A 21,162-nucleotide genomic window follows, 5' to 3' on the forward strand; every position below is an offset into this window, starting at 1 on the left:
GCTGGCATGACGGCAGGTTGCCACATCCGTCAGGCCCTGATCGAAGGGTAATGGCCGAGGCCACAGGCGCCCGGGCAACCACCTCGCCAGCTCGTTGAGCCAGCCGTTTACGGGACACCCCTTAGGGAGCTCACCACTGCCTGCAGCTTCGAAGGCCCGAGACTGAGTCAAGCACGCCGGGATCCTCCAAACCCCCGCCGCCGCCAATCCCGAACCGCCACCCCCGCCCCGCCAAGCCCCGCCACCACAACCCCCGCGCCCACAGCCACATACGTCGCGATCCGCGCTGTACGCTCCTCCGCTGTCTCACCGAGGTTCAATTCAGCGGGAGTTGGGGCCTTTGCGCGGGTGACGCCTTCCTCGGCCGTGGGGGTCTCAATCGGGTGGTCATCTTCGGTGAGGGCGCGGACCGGGTCCACCACTCCCCAGCCGACCAGGCGGTCGTGGCCTGCTACCGAGCGTTCCGCTGTTTGCTTGATCTGGGCCGTGATCTGGCGCGATGTCCAGTCACTGTGCTTCGACTTGATCAAGGCCGCCACGCCCGCCACGTACGGCGCCGAGAAGCTTGTGCCGTTGTCCGAGCAGTGGCCGCCGAAGGGAACGGTGGAGATCATGTCCACGCCCGGGGCCGCCACGCCCACGAACTCGCCCGACTGGGAGAATGGGGCGCGCTCGTTGTTGCGGTCCGATGCCGCTACCGCCAATACGCCCTCGTAGGAGGCCGGGTAGGTCGGCTTGTCGTTGCCGCCCAGACCGTCGTTGCCGGCAGAGGCCACTATCACCTTCTGGCGCGCGAGTGCCCTGTCCACCGCCTGCTTCAGGATCGGGTCCGGCTTCACGGCGTTGGCCGTGTCCTGGGAGATGTTGATGATGTCCGCGTCGGCGGAGACCGCGTAGTCGATTGCTGCCGCAAGGGTTTCTGCCGTGCCGTGGCCCTCCGCGTCGTTCTGCTGGATGGGGATCAGCGTCGCGTCGGGGGCGAGGCCCACGAAGCCGGTTCCCTTGTCCGGGCGGGCCGCGATGATGCCCGCCACGCGCGTGCCGTGGCCGACCTCGTCAGTCGTGCCGTCCTCCCTGCCGCGCTTGATCTTGTTGCCGTTGTCGTCCTTGAGGTTCTTGCGCAGCAGGTTGCGGCCCTTTGATACGTCCACTGCGCTCTTGAGCTGAGGGTGCTTCACGTCCACCCCTGTGTCGATCACCGCCACCCGTACGCCCTTTCCGGTGGCCTGTCGCCACAACTCGTCCAGGAGGAGGCGTTGCAACGCCCAGGGGCGGCCCGCGTACTTCTTGGTCCCGAACGTGCACTGATCATCGGCCGCAGTCGCGATGGGGGCGGCGAGGATCGTTGTCGTCACGGTCACCATCAGGGTCGCCGCCATAGCTGCTGCAACATGTAGCGGACGCTTTTCGTACGTCATCGTCAGACCCCCTCCGGCCTAGGACCCCTGCGGCTGGCGTGCTGCCGCGGTCGAAAGACGCGGGCCCGTGGGGAGGAACTTCGACCACGCGGCCGGCACCGGAGTCACGTCTGTGTGCGCGTAGCCCAATCGTGTCTGAGCTTGCTGTGCCTCTTGCTGCTGTTGCTTGCGCTGCTCGGCCGAGATGCCGATGCCCTCGTCGTCCGTCTCGCTGTCGCTGTTGGACTGCATCGCATAGCGCAGGCCCGTATCTGTGGCGAGGAAGACACCGCCCGCCTTGGTCTCCGAGCCGGTGAACTGCCGGTAGAGCAGGCCCGAACCCGGCGTCACGTACGCGCTGGACGAACCCGTCGGCAGCGTCGCGGGGAAGTCCGTTCCCGCCCACGTGCTGAGCGTGGTGTCACCGTCATCGCCATCCACCTCGCGCAGGACGTTGCAGACCGTGTTGCGGCTCCCGGGTTTCTCGGAGGCTTCGTTGACGCTTGTCGGTGCTTCGCTCGGCCACTCGTACTCCGTGGCGAACCCCTTGGAATCCGGGGAGAAGGCACCGATGCTCAGATCACGGGCATGGCCGTCCTGGCCTACCTTGACCAACTCGGGGCTGCTCAGCAGCAGTTCCGCGGTGAAGTCGGAGATCGGGGCGACCCGTCCTGGCAGCACCACGTAATGCTGCGTCCCCGCGCCTTCGGAAGTCTTGAGGACCATACCGACCCGGTTTGCCTGCCGGTCCTGGAGGCCCGACACGTCGGCGGCGGCTCCTGGAGTTCCTTCCACCTTCGGAAAGCTGATCGGGTCCCCGTAGTGCAGCGTCTTGAGCCACTCACTGGAGACCCGCTGTGGCGCGATGCCGAGACGCACAATGGTGCGCAGGAGTACGTCGAGTGCGCCCTTTTCGGCGATCCTGTACGCCATGCCCCGTGCGTCGACAACGTAGCGCACCTTGTTGGGGCCGACGACGTACAACAGCTCGCCGCCGCGCAGACGTTCGTGGCCCTCGGTCTTCTTCCGGTCCCGTTCCGCCAGGATGAACGCGGCCTTCTGGATCGCCCTGCCGCCCTCGCCGGGCCGCTCGCACACCGCCCATCGCTTGGCGGAGCCCGCCTCGGACTCCGACGGCAGGCGGTCTGGGGCGTACGGAATGCCGATTGTGGCGCCGTGCGGGATCGTCCCTCTGTCGAGGACCGACTCGTCGACGTTGATGACGTCACCCTTGTCGGCGTCCAGCAGGAGCTTCGCCGAAGCCATGTTGAGGACCGGGTGGAGTTGGCGGTCACCGTCCGTCTTCAGGACCACGTATCGCGTTGTGGACTTGCTCGCGATGATCACGTGCTCGTTCGGCTCGTCCCAGCCGGGTTTGGCCGCCGGTTTGAACATGCCCCAGGCGCCGAAGACGGCAAGGACGATCACTCCGACGATGATGCCGGGGAGCACTCCGCGCAGCGGTCGTGGCGCTCCCTCTTCCGAACCCGAGGGCGACGGTTGGATGAAGGAGGCCAGCGTGCGGCGCTTCGCGAAGGTGTAGGCGTTGAGTTCGTCCCGCCGTGATGCCATGAGTGTCTGCTTCTCCCCCGTGCAGCGCCGGGGGCTCGCGACCCCCACCCTCCGTTGTCAGACCCGGCCTCTACTATGCCTGTTGAGTAATCGTGCGTGTGAGGTGGGTAAGGTTCCCAGGCACTCCTGGGGTGCATGTTCCTTGACCACCAGGGGGATTCGGGAGATTTACGGGGGGTTGGACTGATGGCTTCCGCAGCGCGGACCGGGGCTCGGGGGCCGTCAGGGTCCGGACCTCAGGGGCAGGGAGCGCCTGGTGGGTCCGGCACGTCGCCGACTCGTGGGGCTGTTTCCTTCCATCTCCGCTCCCGTTCAGCGCAGTTCGGGTCGTTTCGCTTGCAACGACTTGTGCTGATCGAGGTCGCTGCAGCCCTTCTGCTGGCCTCGTGGGTGGTGGATCCGCTGGCCGTCGTCCCTACCGCTGTCCTCGCTGCCGTGCTGGTACTGCTCGCTGTCGTACGTCGTCGCGGCCGTGCATGGCCCGAATGGCTAGGTACCGCCCAGGCGTTGAGAGCGCGCAGGCGGAGGGCGGTGAGTGTCCCGCTACCGCCGGGTACGGAGCCTGCGTTCGCCCCGGCCGTCGAGTGCGACCCCGCCTTGCGCACGTATGCCTTCGCAGACCGGGACCGGCGACAGGTCGGGATGGTCGGTGACGGGACGTTCGTGACCGCCGTACTGCAAGTCGAGTCGGACGCAACCGCGTTGCGGGCCGAGCGCGGGCGGCAGCCACTGCCGGTGGGGCTCGTGCGGGACGCCCTGGAGGTGGACGGGATCCGGCTTGAGTCTGCGCAGATCGTGCAGCACACCCAGCCTGCACCCGCGCTGCATCTCCCCCAGCAGTCCGTGGCCGTCAGCAACTACGCGCCCCTTCAGGCTCAGACCGGAGCTCCCGCTGTTCGGATTACGTGGGTTGCCTTGAAGCTTGATCCTGAGCTCTGCCCCGAGGCGGTGGCAGCTCGCGGGGGCGGGCTAGTCGGGGCCCAGAAGTGCGTGGTGCGAGTCATGGACCAGCTGGCGAGTCGGCTGACGGGGGCCGGTTTCCGGGCCACGGCGCTGACCGAGGAGCAGTTGGCCGCCGCCATCGCCACTTCGGCGGGCGCCAATCCACTGATCACGGCTGAGGCCGGGCGGACCGAACTGCCGGAGCGCAGGACTGAGGAATCCGCTCGCGCGTGGCGCTGCGACAATCGGAGGCACACCACTTACTGGGTTCGGCGGTGGCCGCAGTTGGGGAACGCGAGCGGTCCGTCCCTGCCGCAGCTCGTCGCACTGCTCACCGCCGTTCCTACGTTGGCCACTACCTTCAGCCTCACTCTGCGCCAAGGTGCGCGGCAGGAAGTGGCGCTGTGCGGACATGTACGGGTGACTGGCCGCAGCGACGCCGAACTCGACGCGGCCAGGCACGCGTTGGAGCACGGTGCCCGCCAGGCCGGTACGGGTCTGGTCCGACTTGATCGCGAGCAGCTGCCCGCGATGCTCGCCACTCTGCCGCTCGGAGGTGCCCGCTGATGGCCGTCACGAATCCGACCGGTCCGGCCGCGCCGCCGTCCGATCCGGGCGACAGGTTTCGCGTGGCGCTGCGCAGTGGGTTCGGGCTGCTCGGGCCTCGACATCGTCGCCACGCGCTTTCCGTCGAAGAGGTGGACGCGCTGGCATTGCCCATCGGTGACGATGGTGTCGTGATCGGCGTGGACGCACAGGGCCAGCCCTCCGTCCTCGGCATCAACCGGCCCACGGCGTACGACGTGCTGCTGATCGGAGGGCTATGGACTGCGCAGGTCATCGCGCTGCGAGCAGCCGCGACAGGAGCTCGGGTGGCCGTGGAGACCGGTCGGGCCGCGGCCTGGGCCCAGCTCGTGGAAGCCCTCGGTGTCGGTCCGAGCGGGATGTCGGTGCATGACGTGGGGCGGGTTCCCCCGCAGGGAGCGTCGGCAGGGAGCCCGGTTCTCGTGGTGCGGGACTGTGGGATGCGGCCGCCCCGGGGGCGGGTGGTCTCCGGGCCGTGGCAATCGGTCCTGACGCTGCTGCCCTACTTGAGTCCCGTCGCACCTCGGCTGATTCGACAGGCCCGGCTCGTCGGTGTGCAGCGGGTTTCCCCGGACGAGGCGGTTCAGATCGGGAGGTCCGTGGGGTTGCCGCGCGGCGATGTCGAGGCGTTGCCGACCCTTGCCGACGGGGTCACCTTGTGGTGTGCCGATCGTGACCGGCAGTACGTGATGACGCAGGCCACAGATCCTGAGACCGGATTGTTGGGTACGGCGCGGAGGATGGATTAAGCGGAGGGTCGGTGTCGTTTGACCATGCGAAATAGCAAGCATTCGGTGCTTGTTGGTTGATTTGTCCGTCACGGTTTGGGATGCGGGGATCACTCCCGTGGGGAGCGTGACGGAGAGGACAGTATTCGGGGGGTGGGCTGCCCTGCCGTGCTTGTGGTTTTGGTGATTAGGCTGGGACTGGGCGCGACGCCAGAACCCGCGAGTGGGTGGTTCGCGTCCATCACGGGGAGAGCCAAGGCGGATCGGACGACAGGAACGGTCGCCCCCCACCACGGCACGAGGGTGCTCGACCACACCAGGAGGCATTGTGAACAGCGATCGGGACGAGATCCGCGGGGGCTGGGATTCACCCGTCGATGATCAGTCCGACGCGGAGTCCGCTGCCGAGACTACGGGCGAGTTCACCATCGACTACGCCCCTCCTGCCTGGTACACGCAGAACGCGTCCGGCAGTGCGGGGGAGACTCCTTCGGCGTCGCCTGCGCCGTCTTCGTCACCTTCCTCGCCTTCCTTGCCCTCGCCTCCGCCGGTTTCTTCGCCTGCGGCTTCTGCTGAGCCCGAAGCCTCCGAGCCTCCGGCGCCGCTGTCTCCGCCGTCTCCGCCGGTGGGGCCGCCCCCTGTTGTGCCGAAGCTGCCTGTGGGGGGTGGGTTCCAGCCTCGGGCCGATTGGGCTGCGCCGGTTGCTCCTGCGCCCGCTCCGGCTCCCGCTCCGGCTCCGGCTCCGGCTCCGGCTCCGGTTTCCTCGCCTTCGGAGCCTGCTGAGGGTGGGGCGTCTTCGGGGGGTGCTGCTGACTGGAGCGGTGCCGTTGCTGGTGTTGCCTCCTCCGTGCACGTGACTGGTGTTGTTCCCAAGCCTCAGCCTGAGCCGGAGGCTGATGCTCAGGCTGAGGCTGGCGAGCTCGAGGGTCAGGTGCAGGCTGCTTCCGCTCCTTCCCCTGTGGTTGAGCCTGTTGCCGACAGCAGTGGCGATCTGGAGAGTGGCGCCACCATGCGGTTCTCCTCCGCTGCCCTCAAGCGGGAGATCGAGGAGCGGGCTGCCGACTCCGCCTCCCCCTCGGAGGGGTCTTCGGAGTCCTCGGGCTCGGATGAGTCGGATGAGGCTCATGAATCGGATGAGGCTGAGCTTGGCCTTGGGGATGAGCAGCCTGAGTCGTCTCTTCTGGCGGCAGCCGGCCTTTCCTTCGGTGACGATGCGCCGCCTTCTGGTGAGCCTGTCGGAGAGTCCGTGGACGCGGATGAGTCGGACGCGGATGAGTCGGATGAGTCGGATGAGGGTGTTTCCGCCTCCGGTGATTCGGATGATGACGTTGACGTTGCGGACTTCGGCGATTCTGGTGGTGTCGCTGACGAGATCCGGGATGCCGCTCCTCAGGACGCCGTGCCTGCCGCGCCCGTTGACGACGTGCAGGACTCCGTACCGCCGTCCTGGACTCCGCCGCCCGCGCCGAACGGTGGGCTTCCTCCGTTGCCGCCCGCCTTCCAGCCTGCCGCGCCCACCTCTGCTCCGCAGTGGCCCGTGCCCGGCCAGGCGTCGACCCCGCCGCCCGCGGAACCAACGCCGGCGCCGGCTGCCGAGCCTGTGCAGCCGCCGTCCGTACCGCAGCAGGCTCAGCCTGCCCCTGCGCCCGTGCCGCAGCCTGCCCCTCAGGCCGCGCCCCCGGCTTGGCCCTCGCCTACCGGGCCCGTAGCGCCCTCCCCTGTCACGCCTGCGCCGCCGGTTGCCGATGCTCCGGCTCCGCACCACGGTGGGTACGGGTTCCCGCAGGCTGGTGCGCCTGCCCCTGCCCCGGCTCCGTCCCCCACCCCGGCCCCCGAAGCGCCTGCTCCGCCCACCGGGTATGGGTTTCCCCAGCAAGGCGGCGCTCCCGTTCCGCCGAGTGGTTATGGGTTCCCGCAGCACGGTGCGCCCGCTCCTGCTCAGCCCAACTCTCCGGCGCCGCAGAGCAGTTACGGGTTCCCTCAGCCGCCCGCCCCTCAGGCCCAGCAGCAGCCGATGCCGCAGGCGATGCCGCAGGCGATGCCGCAGCCGCAACCCCCTGCTCCCGTGCAGCCGCAGGCTCAGCCGCAACCGCAACCGCAGCCGCAGGCCCCGCAGCCCCATGGTCAGCCTCAGCCGCAGGCGCAGCCCCCGGTTCAGCCTCAGCCGCCGATCGATCCCCGTACCGGGGCTGCGTGGCCGCAGGCCGTGCAGCACGATCAGCGGGAGCGGACCAATCCCGGGGCTCCCCTCGGGTACACCGCTGCCGTCGAGCTTTCCTCCGACCGGCTGCTGCGCAACACCAAGCCGAAGGCCAAGAGCAGCCGGCCCGCCGCCGGTGGTTCTCGCTTCAAGCTCGGCGGCAAGAAGGAAGAGGCCGAGCGGCAGCGGAAGTTGGAGCTGATCCGGACTCCGGTTCTGTCCTGCTATCGGATTGCTGTCATCAGCCTGAAGGGTGGCGTCGGGAAGACCACCACCACTACTGCGCTCGGCTCCACCCTCGCCACCGAGCGGCAGGACAAGATCCTTGCCATCGACGCCAACCCCGACGCCGGTACGCTCGGGCGCCGCGTGCGGCGTGAGACCGGGGCCACGATTCGTGACCTCGTGCAGGCGATCCCGTACCTCAACTCGTACATGGACATCCGGCGCTTCACCTCGCAGGCCGCGTCCGGGCTCGAGATCATCGCCAATGACGTCGATCCGGCCGTGTCCACCACCTTCAATGACGAGGACTACCGGCGTGCGATCGATGTGCTCGGCAAGCAGTACCCGATCATCCTGACCGACTCGGGCACGGGGCTGCTCTACAGCGCCATGCGAGGGGTTCTCGATCTTGCCGATCAGCTGATCATTATTTCTACGCCGTCCGTGGACGGTGCCAGTAGTGCGTCGACGACGCTGGACTGGCTGTCGGCCCATGGGTACGCCGATCTTGTGTCGCGGTCGATCACCGTCATCTCCGGGGTGCGTGAGACCGGGAAGATGATCAAGGTTGACGACATCGTGTCGCACTTCGAGACGCGGTGCCGCGGGGTTGTCGTCATTCCGTTCGACGAGCATCTTGCTGCCGGTGCCGAGGTCGATCTCGACATGATGCGGCCGAAGGTCCGGGAGGCGTACTTCAATCTTTCGGCGATGGTTGCCGAGGACTTTGTGCGGGCTCAGCAGCAGCAGGGGCTGTGGACTTCGGACGGGAATCCGCCGCCGGTCGTGGCTCCGCCCCTGCCGGGGCAGGGGGGTTACCCGGGGCAGCAAGCCCCTGCGCCTGGGCAGCAGCCATATGGGGGGCAGGCGCCGCAGCCTGGGCAGGCGCCCTATCCGGGGCAGGCGCCGCAGCAGCCTTACGCTCCTCAGCAGCCGCAGCCGCAGCCGCAGCCGCCGGCGGTGCAGCCGCCCGCGCCGCAGCCCGGTGGGCAGCCTTATCCGCCGCAGCCGGGGGCTCCGCAGGGGTGGCAGAACGCGGCGCCCCAGGGGCAGCCTCAGCCGGGGCAGGCTCCCCCGCCCGTCCAGCCTGGGCAGCCGTTCCAGCCCGGGGCTCCGTATCAGCCCCCGCAGCCTCCCGCGCCGGAGGCGCCGCCGCAGCAGTAGCCTTCGCCTCCGTCGATCTCAACTGGGCCCGCACCGAACCTTGGTGCGGGCCCAGCCCCGTTACTCCGGCGCCCCGCAGCTCCGCTGACGAACAGACTTTCCCTCCCACCCACCCGATTACCCCGCAGCACGGAAGCGCGCGAGACAGCAGCCCGCAGCCACGTCACCCACATGCCCCGCACCTCCCCCACCTGCCCCTCCCCCCACCATCACCCCCCGACCAGCCGCGCTTCACAGGTCTTGACCAATGCGGATGAAATACGGGTCAACTCGTTATTTCCGCAGGCCACATGGGGTTCACCTGCCGTTGACTGACGCAGACTGGCGCTGGTAGACACACACATCAACCAGCTGGCGTTCCTTGATCAACTAGCCATCTCTGCGCGAGCGATGACGCGAGGTCACCGACCCATGGATACACAAGATCAGCACGGCAGAACACGGACTCACCGGCCTCACCGCACCACCGAGGGCCCACCAAAGGCACCACCACGCCTCCGCCTCCTCCTGGCGGCCGCCACCGGTGCCCTCACCCTCACCGCTGGTCTCGCCACCCCCCTCAACCCGGCGCCCCAACAGGCCGAGGCCAAGGCGGACGGCAAGAAGACCCTGACCGTCGCGGTGGCCCAGAGCGTCGACTCGCTCAGTCCCTTCCTCGCCCAGCGGCTGCTCAGCACCAGCATCCACCGTCTGACGTACGAGTACCTGACGAACTACGACGCCAAGGACAACCACGCCATCCCCGGCTTCGCCACCAAGTGGGAGCCCTCCGCCGACAAGCTGACCTGGACGTACACCATCCGGGACAACTCGAAGTGGTCGGACGGCAAGAAGGCGACCGCCGAGGACGCGTCCTGGACGTTCAACAAGCTGATGTCCAAGGACGGCACCGCGAGCCCCAACTCCAGCTTCGTCGCCAACTTCAAGAAGGTGACCGCACCCAGCCCCACCAAGCTGGTCGTCGAGCTGAAGGAACCGCAGGCCACCATGGCCGCCCTCGACGTGCCGATCGTCCCGAAGCATGTGTGGGAGAAGGTCGGTGACATCAGCAAGTACAACAACGACAAGGACTTTCCCGTCGTCGGCAACGGGCCCTTCGTCCTCACCGACTACAAGACAGACCAGTACGTGAAGCTGAAGGCCAACAAGAACTTCTGGCGCGGCGCGCCCAAGTTCGACGAGCTGGTCTTCAAGACGTACAAGGACCAGGACGCCGCCGTCGCCGCGCTGAAGAAGGGCGAGGTGGCCTTCGTCGCCGGGCAGCCCGCCCTCACCCCCGCGCAGGCCGCCGAGCTCAAGGGCACGGAGAACGTCAAGGTGAACGAGGGGCCGGGCCGGCGCTTCTTCGCGCTCGCGACCAACCCCGGCGCCCAGACCCGCGACCGCAAGAAGTTCGGTGACGGGCACAAGGCGCTCCTGGACAAGAAGGTGCGTCAGGCGCTCTTCCTCTCCGTCGACCGTGAGGCGCTGGTCGACAAGGTCTTCCAGGGGCAGGCCGTCGAGGGCGAGGGATACATCCCGCCTCGCTTCTCCGAGTACGCCTGGAAGCCCTCCGCCGACCAGAAGCTGTCGTACGACCCCAAGAAGGCCGCCCAACTCCTCGACGATGCGGGCTACAAGAAGAACGGTGACGGCAAGCGCGTCGGCAAGGACGGGAAGCCGCTCGACTTCCGCATCCTGTGTCATGCCACCGACCCGAACGACAAGGCCGTGGGGAAGTACTTGAAGGAGTGGTGGGGGGATCTCGGTATTGGGCTCAAGGTCAACTGTCTCGATGACGTGTCCGTGCCCTGGTACGCCGGTGAGTACGATCTCGCGTTCGACGGCTGGTCGGTCAACCCCGATCCGGACTTCGTCCTCGGCATCCACGCCTGCGCCGCGCTCCCGGTGAAGGCCAAGGAGAGCGCCGCGACCGACAACTTCATCTGCGACAAGAAGTACGACGAGCTCTACAACAAGCAGCTGGCCGAGTACGACCCTGCCAAGCGCGCGGAGACCGTCAAGGAGATGCAGTCCTGGCTCTACGACTCCGGGTACATGAACATCCTCGCGTACCCGAACGCCGTCGAGGCCTACCGCACCGACCAGATCAAGTCCATCACCACCATGCCGACGGCCGCGGGCAACATCTACGGCCAGGACGGTTACTGGTCCTGGTGGTCGGCGGAGCCCGCGGATGGGAAGAGTTCCTCCAAGGATGGAAGCTCGACCGGTGTCATCATCGGTATCGCCGCCGCCGCGGTGGTGCTCGTCGGCGGCGGAGTCCTGTTCGCCCTGCGCCGCCGTTCGACCGCAGAGGACCGCGAGTAACGCATGACCGCTGACAGCAATCCCGCACTGCTCGACACCGAGGGCGCCGCGGCGACCGACGATCCGGCGTTCGCCGGGCCGTCGGCCCGCGGCCCCCGGGCCCGCAACACCCGTGCCTACCTGCAGTACGTGGCGGGCAAGCTGGGCGGCGCCGCCGTCTCGCTGTTCGCCGTCCTCGTCACCAGCTTCTTCCTGTTCCGGCTCATCCCGGGCGACCCGGTGAAGCAGATGACGGGCGGCAAGCGCGTATCGGCCGAACAGCTGGACGCGATGCGCAAGGAGTTCGGCCTCGACCAGCCGGTCATGACGCAGTTCCTCGACTACTGCGGCAACGCGCTGACCGGCGACTTCGGCACCTCCTACCAGTTCCACACCCCGGTGATGGAGAAGATCACCGACGCGCTGCCCGCGACGCTCCTGCTCACCGGCACCGCGTTCGTGCTCTACACCCTCATCGGCATCTGGCTCGGCACCCGCACGGCGTGGCGCAACGGCGGGCTCGGCGACCGGGTCCACACCGGCCTCGCGCTCACCCTCTACTCCGTGCCGTCCTTCTGGCTCGGTCTTCTGCTCATCATCACCTTCTCGGTGGGGGTCGGCCCGATTCCCGGGCTGTTCCCGACCGGCGGGCTCGAATCGGGGGGCGAGACGGGTATCGCGTACGTCATCGACGTCGCGCACCACATGGTGCTCCCCGTCATCACCCTGGTGGCGGTGGGGTACGCGCAGACGCTCCTGGTCATGCGCTCGTCGCTGCTCGACGAGATGGGCAGTGACTATCTGACCACCGCACGCGCCAAGGGGCTCCGGGACGATCTCGTACGCCGTCGTCATGCCGTCCCGAACGCGATGCTGCCCACGGTCACGCTGATGTTCGTGAACCTCGGCACGGTGGTTGCGGGCGCGATCCTCGTCGAGACGGTCTTCTCCTGGCCGGGACTCGGCGGGCTCTTCTACGCCGCGCTGAGCGTGCCCGACCTGCCCCTCGTGCAGGGTCTGTTCTTCGTGTTCGCCGCCGCGGTGATCCTGATGAACACCCTGGCCGACGTGATCTATCCGCTGCTCGACCCGAGGGTGGGCCGATGACGACCGAAGCAACAGAGACCGAGAAGACCCAGGTCCCGGTCGCCAGGAGCCCCCGGGCGCTCGCCTGGACCCGCAGGCGGCACTCCGCCGCCCGCTTCTGGCGCGAGTACCGCACACACCGGGCCGGGCTCTTCGGTCTCGGCGCGCTCGTCCTCATCGCGCTCGTCGCCCTCTTCGCCCCGCTCCTTGTCGGCGCGGACGCGCAGAGCGTGACCGACGCGCCGGGCAAGCCGATGGAGTCGCCGAGCGGCGAATTCCCGCTGGGCACCGACCAGTTCGGGCGGGACCTGCTCGGGCTGCTCGTGTGGGGCGCGCGGATCTCGCTGACCATCGGGCTGCTGGCCGCCGTGCTTTCGGTGGCCATCGGCACGGTCGTCGGGGTCACCGCGGGGCACTTCAAGGGCTGGTACTCCACCGTGATCATGCGCATCACGGACTGGTTCCTGGTGATGCCCACGCTGGTGCTCGCCATCGCCCTCGCCACCGTGATGTCCGGAACCATCTGGACGATCATCCTGGCGATCGGCGTGACGACCTGGCCGACGACCGCGCGGCTCGTCCGCGCCCAGACCCTGGCCGTGGAGTCACGCCCGTACATCGAGAGGGCACAGGCGCTCGGTGGCGGGCACAGCCATGTCATGACCCGTCATGTGCTGCCCAACGTCATGCCCCTGGTGCTCGCGCAGACCACCCTGGTCATCTCCAGCGCCATCCTCACCGAGGCGACGCTCGCCTTCCTCGGCCTCGGTGACCCGACGGCCGTCTCCTGGGGCGGACTGCTCCAGGACGCGCGCGAGGCGGGTGCGGTCAGCGCCGGCAACTGGTGGTACCTCGCTCCGCCCGGCATCGCCATCGCCGTAGTGGCCCTCGCGTTCACGCTGTGCGGGCGGGCCGTGGAGTCGGTGCTCAACCCCAGGCTGGGGGTCTCCCGTTGAGCGGTTCGGACAAGGTGACGGAGACCAAGGTGACAGGGGCCAAGGTGACAGAGGCCAAGGCGACGGAACAGCGCCTTCTCGACGTAAGAAATCTCGAAGTGACGTACGCGTCCGGGGCGGCCGCCGTGCGCGGCGTGAACCTCTCGGTCGACGCGGGCCAGAAGCTCGGCGTCGCGGGCGAGTCCGGCTGCGGCAAGTCCACGCTGGCGCTCGCGCTGCTGCGGCTGCTGCCCGCCGGCACGAAGGTGACCGGTGAGGTCCTGCTCGACGGTGAGGACGTCCTCACCATGAAGTGGGGCCAGGTCCGCGCGGTCCGCTGGGCGGGCGCGTCGGTCGTCTTCCAGGGCGCGATGCATTCGCTCAACGCCGTGCACCGCATCGGCGACCAGATCGCCGAGCCGATCCTGCTGCACAAGAAGGCCACGCAGGCGGACGCGAAGAAGAAGGCCGGGGAGCTGCTCGAACAGGTGGGGCTTCCTGCCGTACGCGCGCAGGCGTATCCGCACGAGCTGTCGGGAGGTCAGCGTCAGCGCGTGATGATCGCGATGGCGCTCGCCTGCGATCCGCGCCTGATCATCGCCGATGAGCCGACGACGGCTCTGGACGTGATGATCCAGGCTCAGATCCTGCGCCTGATCGAGCAGTTGGTGGCCGAGCAGGACCTGGGCCTGATCATGATCAGCCACGACCTCGCGGTGCTCTCCGACACCTGCGACCGGCTCGCGGTGATGTACGCGGGCCGTGTCGTCGAGGAGGGCCCGGCCTCCGAGGTCTACGAGAACGCCCAGCACCCGTACGGCAAGGCCCTCTCGGCGGCCTTCCCGCGTATCGGCGACCCGGCGTCGCGCTTCGCGCCGCGCGGCCTGCCCGGCGACCCGCCCGACCCGTCCCTGCTCCCCACGGGCTGTACGTTCCACCCGCGCTGCCCGGTCGCCCTCGACGTCTGCACCACGGAGGACCAGGTTCTGCGGGACGCGGGTCCACGGCACCGCGCGGCGTGCGTGCACGCGGGCTCGCAGCTTCCCGCGCAGCCGACGTCCCCGCCGGCGACGGCGGAGCGGACGCCGTGAGCACCGACAGACCACGCACCGAGGAGCAGCGACGCATGACCACCGACGCCCCCGTTACTTCCGCTGAGCCGCTGCTGTCGGCGGGTGACCTGCACATCACGTTCCCCGGCCGCCGTGGCGCGCCGCCCGCGCGGGCGGTGGACGGCGTCGACCTCGACATCGAGCCGGGCGAGATCGTGGCCCTGGTCGGCGAGTCGGGCTGCGGCAAGACGACCCTGGCCCGTTCCCTGCTCGGCCTCGTGTCGCCCACGTCCGGCAGGGTGACCTTCGGCGGCAAGCCGCTCGACTACTCGGGCCGCGCCCTGAAGGCGTACCGCAAGCGCGTCCAGCTGGTGCTCCAGGACCCGAGCGGCTCCCTGAATCCCCGCCACACGGTGTACGAGGCCGTGGCGGAGGGCCTGCGCATCCACGGGTACGGCGGCGACGAGCAGGCGGCGGTCGCCGACGCCCTCTCCCGGGCCGGGCTCCGGCCGCCCGAGCGGTGCTTCCTGCGCTATCCGCACGAGCTGTCGGGTGGCCAGCGCCAGCGTGTGGTCATCGCGGGCGCGCTGGTCCTTGAGCCCGAGCTGATCGTCGCGGACGAGCCGGTGGCCTCGCTCGACGCGTCCGTGCGGGGCGAGATCCTCGCTCTGCTGCTCAGGCTCCGTGACGAACTGGGTCTGTCGGCGCTCGTGGTCACGCATGACTTGGGCCTTGCGTGGAACATCGCCGACCGTGTCGCGGTCATGTACCTGGGTCGGATCGTCGAGACGGGGACAGTGGAGGAGGTCCTGACGTCACCTCAGCACCCGTACACCCAGGCGTTGTTGTCCGTGCTTCCGGAGGCACCGGGCGACCCCGTGGTCCTCACCGGCGAGCCCCCGGACCCCTCCCGCATCCCGGGCGGCTGCCGCTTCCACGCGCGCTGCCAGGTGCTCGCCTCGGGTGAGGCGGAGCGGGCGGGGGTGGCGGACCGCTGCCGGACGGAGGATCTGCCGGTGCTGTCCGGCGGCGGTGAGACGCAGGTGGCGTGCCACTGGGCTGCGGTCAACGTCGGTGCGCCCGGGGTCTGATCGGTCGAGAGCCGTAGCGGGGGCCACCTTCTGCGGTGACGGATCGTTACCTCTTCCACGTACGAGTGATACGGGGCCTAGCAGGCGCGATCTCTGGGGAGTCACTGAGCGTCGCGGTTCACCTACGTACCGTGACTGCTCAACTCCACCGATTTGAAGGAGATTTCCATGCGCCGTTCCGCCGCCGTCATCCTCGGGGCCGTCGCGCTGCTGGGGGTGCTCGCCGTGCCCGCGAGCGCCATCCCGGACCCCGTAGGGACCGTCGACTGCGTCGCCCAGGCGGCCGGGGACGTCACCTCGCTCGTCGATCCGGCGAGCCTCGGCGTCCCCTCCGAGGTACCGGGCACGGCGTGCCTCGCGCCGTGACGCGGTAACGCCGCCCCGTGAGCTGAACAGGCTTGCGTCGTCACGTACTTGCGCGGCCACCCCGGGTCCCCGCGCAAGTACGGTACGACCACGAGCGGTTCAGCGCGTCAGCCCCACCTGTAGCCGTCTCCGAAGTTGAGGGTGTGCTCGAGCACGTCCTCCAGCGGGTCGTCGATCTGGCCGGTGCTGATCAGCGCGACGGTGGGCGCGTTGTGCGAGTCCTTGTGTGTCTCGTCCGCGTACGCGGTGCCGGAGGCCAGAACGGACGGCACTGCCGCCATCGTCGCGACCAGCGCCCACCGGGACGTTTTCTGCACCCAACTGCGGTTCACTGCAGCCTCCTTGGAACGTACACGTGCGGGCCGCTGATCGCGGCCCGCTCACCGTACGTAACCCGGGAACGACCAAGAAGTCACTGACGATCATACGAAAGGGTCGTCGGACGCCCGGGTCCGCGCGTCCCCCGTGTGGGCCAACCAGGCCCCGTTGACCGGAAGAAAGCAGAGACCACATGCGTCATCTCCGCGTCCGGAACCTCGTCCTGCTCGCAGCCGTCGCGTTGTCCTTCATCGCGCTCGCCACCCCGGCATCGGCGGCCGAGCGGGAGGCGGCCAACCCTCCACCGCTGCCCCACATCGAATCGCTGATCACCGAAGGAGTCAGCGTGGAAGGCCCGCTGATCAACAACATCGGCCTGCCCACCCTCCGCTAGAGGGGAAGTCCCCTACTCGGCGGCCTCGATGAGCTCCCGGGCCTTCTTCACGTCATCCGCGATGGCGACGAGTAGCGAGTCGATCGAGTCGAACTTCGCCTGCCCGCGCACGAAGGCGAGGAAGTCCACCGCCACGTGCAGCCCGTACAGGTCGAGACCGACGCGGTCGATCGCGTACGCCTCGACCGTCCGCTCCGTCCCGTCGAACTGCGGGTTCGTCCCGACGGAGATCGCCGCGGGCATCGCCTCGCCCTGGGCGTGCAGCCACCCCGCGTAGACGCCGTCGGCGGGGATGGCGGTGTGCGGCAGCGTCTCCACGTTGGCGGTGGGGAAGCCCAGTTCACGCCCGCGCTGCGCGCCCCGTACGACGACGCCCTCGACGCGGTGCGGGCGGCCGAGGATCTCCGAGGCGCCCTCCACGTCGCCCTCGGCGACCAGGCGCCGGGTGAGAGTGGAGGAGAAGGGCTCGCCGCCCCCGGCCGAACCGCTCACGAACAGGTCGATGACATCGACCTCGTAGTCGTACGTGGCGCCGAGCTCGGTCAGGAAGGCGACATTGCCCGCGGCCTTGTGGCCGAAGCGGAAGTTGGGGCCCTCGACGACCAGACGCGCGTGCAACTTGTCGACCAGGACCTTCACGACGAAGTCGGCCGGCGAGAGCTTCGAGAACTCCGTGGTGAACGGCAGGATGAGGAGCGCGTCCACGCCGAGTTCCGCCATGAGTTCGGCGCGCCGGTGGTGCGGCGCGAGCAGCGGCGGGTGGCTGCCGGGGCGCACGACCTCGGAGGGGTGCGGGTCGAAGGTGACGACCACGGCGGGCACGCCGAGCTCACGGGCGCGTTCGACCGCGCGGCCGATGATCAGCTGGTGCCCGCGGTGTACGCCGTCGTAGGAACCGATGGTGACGACGCTGCGCCCCCAGTCCTGGGGGATGTCCTCCAAGCCACGCCAGCGCTGCACTGTCTTTGCTCCTCGCCGAACCTGTGTACGTGTGTGTACGTCCCATTGCCGATTGCGCAGGTCTAAGACTGCCATGCCCGCGCTGTCCGGATCGCATCGGAGGGGGTGGCGGGGGTCACGCCGGGACGCTTACTCCCGCGAGGTTCTCGATCATGCGGCGGGAGCTGGGACCGACCAGGGCGGACCAGTCCTGGGGGGCCGCGCAGATCCACCGGGCGACCCGTGCGGAGAAGCCGGGCACGGAGCGGGCCAGCTCGACCAGGCGCCGGTCGAAGCAGGTCGCGCCCTCCGGGGTGCGCACGAGCAGCGCGCCGATGCGGTGCACCAGTTCACGGACCCGTTCCTTGTCGCCGCCGCCCGCCACGGCGCAGAGCGCGGCGTCCAGGACCTCGGGCTCCCGCTCATGGGTGAGCAGCACCTCCAGGAGCTCGGTGCGCAGGGCGCGCGAGGCGTCGCTTCCGGGGGCGGCGACGGCTGTGGCGAGCGCGGCGCGTACCGACGGCGGGCGGCGCAGCAGCAGGTCTGTGACCAGCGGGAAGAGTACGGCGCGTGCGGCGGGCCCCTGCTCCAGCCGCAGGTCGAGGTACGCGGCCACATGCCCCGCCAGGTCCGGGCGCAGCTCCAGCACGTCGCGTACGAGATCGGCCACCCGCCGGGCGAGCACGGGCGCGGTCACGTCGGCCAGGCCTCGCAGCACCTCGCCGGGGGCGGGGCCGGGGCCGTACAGCCGGGTCCGGAAGGCGGCGATGACCTGCTCCGGATGGGTGTCGAGAGCGGCGGCGAGCGCGCTCGGGGGCAGCTGCGGGTCACCGGCGGTGAAGCGCTTCAGGGCGGTCGGCAGGTGACGTGCGCGGGTCTGCGGGTCCCGTACGAGGAGGGCGAGGGCGGCGCCGTGCAGGGAGTCGTCGGCGGTGGCCAGCAGGGCGAGGGCCGTGTACCGCAGGAGCCTGCGGTCGGCGTCCGTGGTGGCGTGCGGGGCGGCGCGCAGGCCGTAGGCGACGGCGGCGACATGGCGCGCGGGGCGGGGATCGTGGACCCAGCGGTCGACGGCCCGGCAGATGGCCGATGGCTCCTCGTCCGCGAGGGCGGCGAGCAGTTCGTCGGCGCGGGGGTGTGCGCAGTCCACCAGGATCTCGATGAGGTCGTCGATGGCGCGGTGCCGGTGGGTGTACAGGAGGGCCTGGGCGGCCGATGCGACGGTGGCGTGCGGGGTGGCTTCGAGGGGGCGCTCGTCGGTGAACCACCGGGTCAGTTGGGGCTGCGTTCGTGCGGGGTCTTCCGCCAGCAGTTCGGCCACCGCGTCCAGGCAGCGGTGCCGCTGCGGGGGGCCGGGCGGGGGGTCGGTGATCACTGCTTCCCGTAGGAGGTCGAAGCGGTCGTCGTCGCTGAGGGGCAGATTGAGCCAGAACGCGGCGGGGTACGTGCCCTGCCGGGCGAGGTCCTTGAGGAGCGCGAGGTAGGGCTTCGCGTCGGGCACCCGGGAGAGGGTCTCCTCCTGGAGGCGCTTGGCCCACCACCGTGCGTCCTCCTGGCCCCTGGCCTCCACCCCGATCTCGCTCGCACCCGACGGTCGGCCCTTTGCCTCGGGCGTGGCTGCGCCCTCACCCGGCGGTCCGCCTTTCGCCGCTTCGCGGCGTGTTTCCCACCCACCCACCCGATTACCCCGCGTCTCATCCGCCGACGCCACCGCATGCGCCGCTTCGCGGCGTGTTTCCCACCCACCCACCCGATTACCCCGCGTCTCCCCCGCCTCACTCAACTCCCCCAACCGCGCCCCCAGTTCCCCCGCTCCCCGCTGCCGCCCCAACAGCAGTAGCGCCTGCACCACCGGGCCGATCCGGTGTCTCGGTACCGGCAGTGACGTGGGCGTCGGGTCGTGCCGGAAGACCAGTGACCACAGCGCTCCGTCCACATCCAGGTGCATCCCCTGGATCCAGTCCGCGAGCTCCTCGTGCGCGAAGCGGTAGCCATCCCCGGCAGGGACGAGCAGGCCCTCCGTGAGGACCGCGGAGGCCCAGCCGGTCCCCCACGGGAACACCTCCTCGAAGGACGCCCGGTCCAGCTCCCCCTGCCCCGGCCCCAGGCACCGCCGAGCAGCCTCGTGCACCTGCCCGGACACCTTCGCCGCGAGGCGTCGTACAGCCGTGCCCCGCAGCCCGTTCGCCGCCGCGAGCCGCACCGCCACCCGTAGGCACAGCACGTCCAGATAGGCCTCGAAGATCTCCTCCCGGTCGGGGCGGCCCGGCGGCGGCTCCTCCGGCAGGGCCGCCCGCACCTCGGCGAGCAGCCGCAGGGCGAGGGGGTGTCGCGCGTCGGCGGCGGCGAGCGCGCCGTCCGGGATGCCGTACCGCGCGCGGGCGATCCGCGCCTGCGGCTCGGGCAGATCCCCCAGGTGCACGCTGCCCTGGAGGAGCTCGGCGGGAAAGCGCTCCCCGGCCTGCTCCCAGTACTCGGCGCGGCAGCCGACGACGAGCCGCGCACCCGTCTCCCGCAGCCACTCGGCCGTCCCCCTGCTCCACTCGGCGAGGCGGTGAGCGAGGACCGGCGGCATCTCCTCGGGGCCGTCGAGCAACAGCAGCAACGCCCGCCCCTCGTCCCGCACGAGCCGCGCGACCCGCCCCGCGGAGATGTCCCCGAGCCCGTCGTCCGCCTCGGCGAGCGATTCCTCCGAGGACTGCGAGGGCTGCGAGGACTGCGAGGCCTGCGAGGCCTCCAGGATCCGCCCGGCCCGCTCAAGAGCCCGCTCCACCGCGTCGCCCACGCCCGTGTCCGTGCCCTGGAGGTCGGCGCCGCGCAGCCACAGCGTGGGGGCCGGTTCGGCGCCTCGCGCGCGGCACGCCGCGAGGGCGGCGAGTTCCGTCGTCCGTCCGGTGCCGGGGTCGCCGACCAGGCCGAGCACCTGCGCGGGCCCCGACACGAACCGGTCCAACTCCCGTGTCGTATCCGGGCGTTCCACCGGTTCCAGGAGGGCGGGGCGCGGGCCGTCGGAGCCCACGGACGTCGCCGCCAGGTGCAGCGCGCCCGCCAGGTTCAGATCGCGGCCGTACGCGGGCACGGTCGCCGCGTTGTGTGCCAGGAGCTCGGCGAGGGGCCCGCCCGGATCGGCGGCGGCAGCGTCCCGCAGCGGCAGCGCGAATCCCGCGGCGCGGTGCTCGCCGTGCAGGGCGGTGCCGAGGACGGCGAGCACGGCCCCGGTCGAGGCGTCGACGACCGGGCCGCCCGCGGCTCCGCCGCCGAGCCGCAGCGCGTCGGCGCCGTCCGTGCCGATCGCCAGTTCCATGGCCGAGTCGATGAGGTGGAAGCGGTCCGTCGCGGTGTACGTCACGGGAGTCGGGCCAAGGACACGCGCCTCACGCCGGCCGCGCGCGACGATACGTACATAGGAGCCGACGGGAACGCTCTCGCGGACCGTGACGGGCAGGGGCCGCAAGTCGAGACCCTCCGTACGGACGAGGGCCAGATCGGCCTCGGGCAGGGCCACCACGGCGTCGGCGCTCACCACGCAGACGCGTTCCCCCGCCGCGTGCAGCACGATCCGCGCCAGGCCGTCGACGGCTTCATGGCTGGTGATGACCGTGCCGTGGTCGTCGGCGGCGAACCCCATTCCCCGTGGGCGCCCGGCCAGATCGCAGACCCGCACGAGGGCGCCGTCGAGCGCCGCCGGGTCGCCCTGTCCCGCCATGCCCGAACCTCCCGCGACGCCCCGTCCTTTCGACGGTAGGTCGGTGGTGATCAGCTGGACAGAACGCGTCGGGAACGCGCCCCCTTCTGCTCCCTCGGTTCACTCCGAGCGCCTGCCCGATGGGGTGAATCAGCAGGGCGCGGTGGATACATCTAGGGGTGGGGGGTTTCGTCGTG

General features: G+C 69.8%; 15 protein-coding genes. 10 read left to right on the forward strand and 5 right to left on the reverse strand.

Features of this window, described 5'->3' with window-relative positions:
- Nucleotides 1–167: 167 nt before the first annotated feature.
- Both mycP and eccB read right to left on the reverse strand, forming a co-directional pair.
- On the reverse strand, nt 168–1,418 hold the full coding sequence (gene mycP / locus ACIBCK_RS32125; RefSeq protein WP_399395977.1) for a type VII secretion-associated serine protease mycosin: 1,251 nt from the start codon (nt 1,416–1,418) through the stop codon (nt 168–170).
- An 18-nt stretch (nt 1,419–1,436) separates the two neighbouring features.
- A complete protein-coding gene (gene eccB / locus ACIBCK_RS32130) occupies nt 1,437–2,969 on the reverse strand; it encodes a type VII secretion protein EccB (RefSeq protein ID WP_399395979.1) in 1,533 nt (510 codons plus the stop codon).
- 186 nt (nt 2,970–3,155) lie between these two features.
- Between eccB and eccE the strand changes: the two genes are divergently transcribed.
- The 9 genes from eccE to ACIBCK_RS32175 all read left to right on the forward strand — a co-directional run bounded on the left by eccE (nt 3,156) and on the right by ACIBCK_RS32175 (nt 15,632).
- Nucleotides 3,156–4,478 (forward strand): type VII secretion protein EccE, encoded by a 1,323-nt coding sequence (eccE, locus tag ACIBCK_RS32135; RefSeq protein ID WP_399395981.1) that lies wholly within the window; start codon nt 3,156–3,158, stop codon nt 4,476–4,478.
- Nucleotides 4,478–5,245, forward strand: coding sequence for a hypothetical protein (locus ACIBCK_RS32140; RefSeq protein WP_399395983.1), 768 nt, complete (start codon nt 4,478–4,480; stop codon nt 5,243–5,245). Before eccE ends, ACIBCK_RS32140 begins: the two co-directional genes overlap by 1 nt.
- Before the next feature lie 307 nt (nt 5,246–5,552).
- Entirely contained in the window at nt 5,553–8,813 is a 3,261-nt protein-coding gene (locus ACIBCK_RS32145) for an SCO5717 family growth-regulating ATPase (RefSeq protein ID WP_399395985.1), read from the forward strand.
- A gap of 411 nt (nt 8,814–9,224) precedes the next feature.
- Nucleotides 9,225–11,123 (forward strand): ABC transporter substrate-binding protein, encoded by a 1,899-nt coding sequence (locus ACIBCK_RS32150; protein ID WP_399395987.1) that lies wholly within the window; start codon nt 9,225–9,227, stop codon nt 11,121–11,123.
- 3 nt (nt 11,124–11,126) lie between these two features.
- On the forward strand, nt 11,127–12,209 hold the full coding sequence (locus tag ACIBCK_RS32155) for an ABC transporter permease (RefSeq protein ID WP_367045279.1): 1,083 nt from the start codon (nt 11,127–11,129) through the stop codon (nt 12,207–12,209).
- Nucleotides 12,206–13,144: an ABC transporter permease gene (locus ACIBCK_RS32160; protein ID WP_399395990.1), complete on the forward strand. Its 939-nt coding sequence runs from the start codon at nt 12,206–12,208 to the stop codon at nt 13,142–13,144. Before ACIBCK_RS32155 ends, ACIBCK_RS32160 begins: the two co-directional genes overlap by 4 nt.
- Nucleotides 13,145–13,188: 44 nt before the next feature.
- Complete coding sequence (locus ACIBCK_RS32165; RefSeq protein WP_399396326.1) at nt 13,189–14,214, forward strand: ABC transporter ATP-binding protein; 1,026 nt, start codon at nt 13,189–13,191, stop codon at nt 14,212–14,214.
- Between the two features lie 35 nt (nt 14,215–14,249).
- Entirely contained in the window at nt 14,250–15,266 is a 1,017-nt protein-coding gene (locus ACIBCK_RS32170) for an oligopeptide/dipeptide ABC transporter ATP-binding protein (RefSeq protein WP_399395991.1), read from the forward strand.
- A gap of 168 nt (nt 15,267–15,434) precedes the next feature.
- Nucleotides 15,435–15,632 (forward strand): hypothetical protein, encoded by a 198-nt coding sequence (locus tag ACIBCK_RS32175; protein WP_367045276.1) that lies wholly within the window; start codon nt 15,435–15,437, stop codon nt 15,630–15,632.
- A 107-nt stretch (nt 15,633–15,739) separates the two neighbouring features.
- Here ACIBCK_RS32175 and ACIBCK_RS32180 read toward each other — a convergent pair whose 3' ends face one another.
- Nucleotides 15,740–15,964, reverse strand: coding sequence for a hypothetical protein (locus ACIBCK_RS32180; RefSeq protein ID WP_367049495.1), 225 nt, complete (start codon nt 15,962–15,964; stop codon nt 15,740–15,742).
- Between the two features lie 179 nt (nt 15,965–16,143).
- Between ACIBCK_RS32180 and ACIBCK_RS32185 the strand changes: the two genes are divergently transcribed.
- Nucleotides 16,144–16,344 (forward strand): hypothetical protein, encoded by a 201-nt coding sequence (locus tag ACIBCK_RS32185; protein ID WP_399395993.1) that lies wholly within the window; start codon nt 16,144–16,146, stop codon nt 16,342–16,344.
- A gap of 12 nt (nt 16,345–16,356) precedes the next feature.
- Here ACIBCK_RS32185 and ACIBCK_RS32190 read toward each other — a convergent pair whose 3' ends face one another.
- Together ACIBCK_RS32190 and ACIBCK_RS32195 are read right to left on the reverse strand one after the other, a co-directional pair.
- The gene (locus tag ACIBCK_RS32190) at nt 16,357–17,304 is read right to left on the reverse strand and encodes a bifunctional riboflavin kinase/FAD synthetase (RefSeq protein WP_399395995.1); all 948 of its coding nucleotides are present in this window, start codon (nt 17,302–17,304) and stop codon (nt 16,357–16,359) included.
- 115 nt (nt 17,305–17,419) lie between these two features.
- On the reverse strand, nt 17,420–20,986 hold the full coding sequence (locus tag ACIBCK_RS32195) for a trypsin-like peptidase domain-containing protein (RefSeq protein ID WP_399395996.1): 3,567 nt from the start codon (nt 20,984–20,986) through the stop codon (nt 17,420–17,422).
- Nucleotides 20,987–21,162 lie beyond the last annotated feature (176 nt).

Origin of the sequence: Streptomyces sp. NPDC051218 (assembly GCF_044455475.1) — a bacterium.
In the GTDB taxonomy this organism is placed as follows: domain Bacteria; phylum Actinomycetota; class Actinomycetes; order Streptomycetales; family Streptomycetaceae; genus Streptomyces.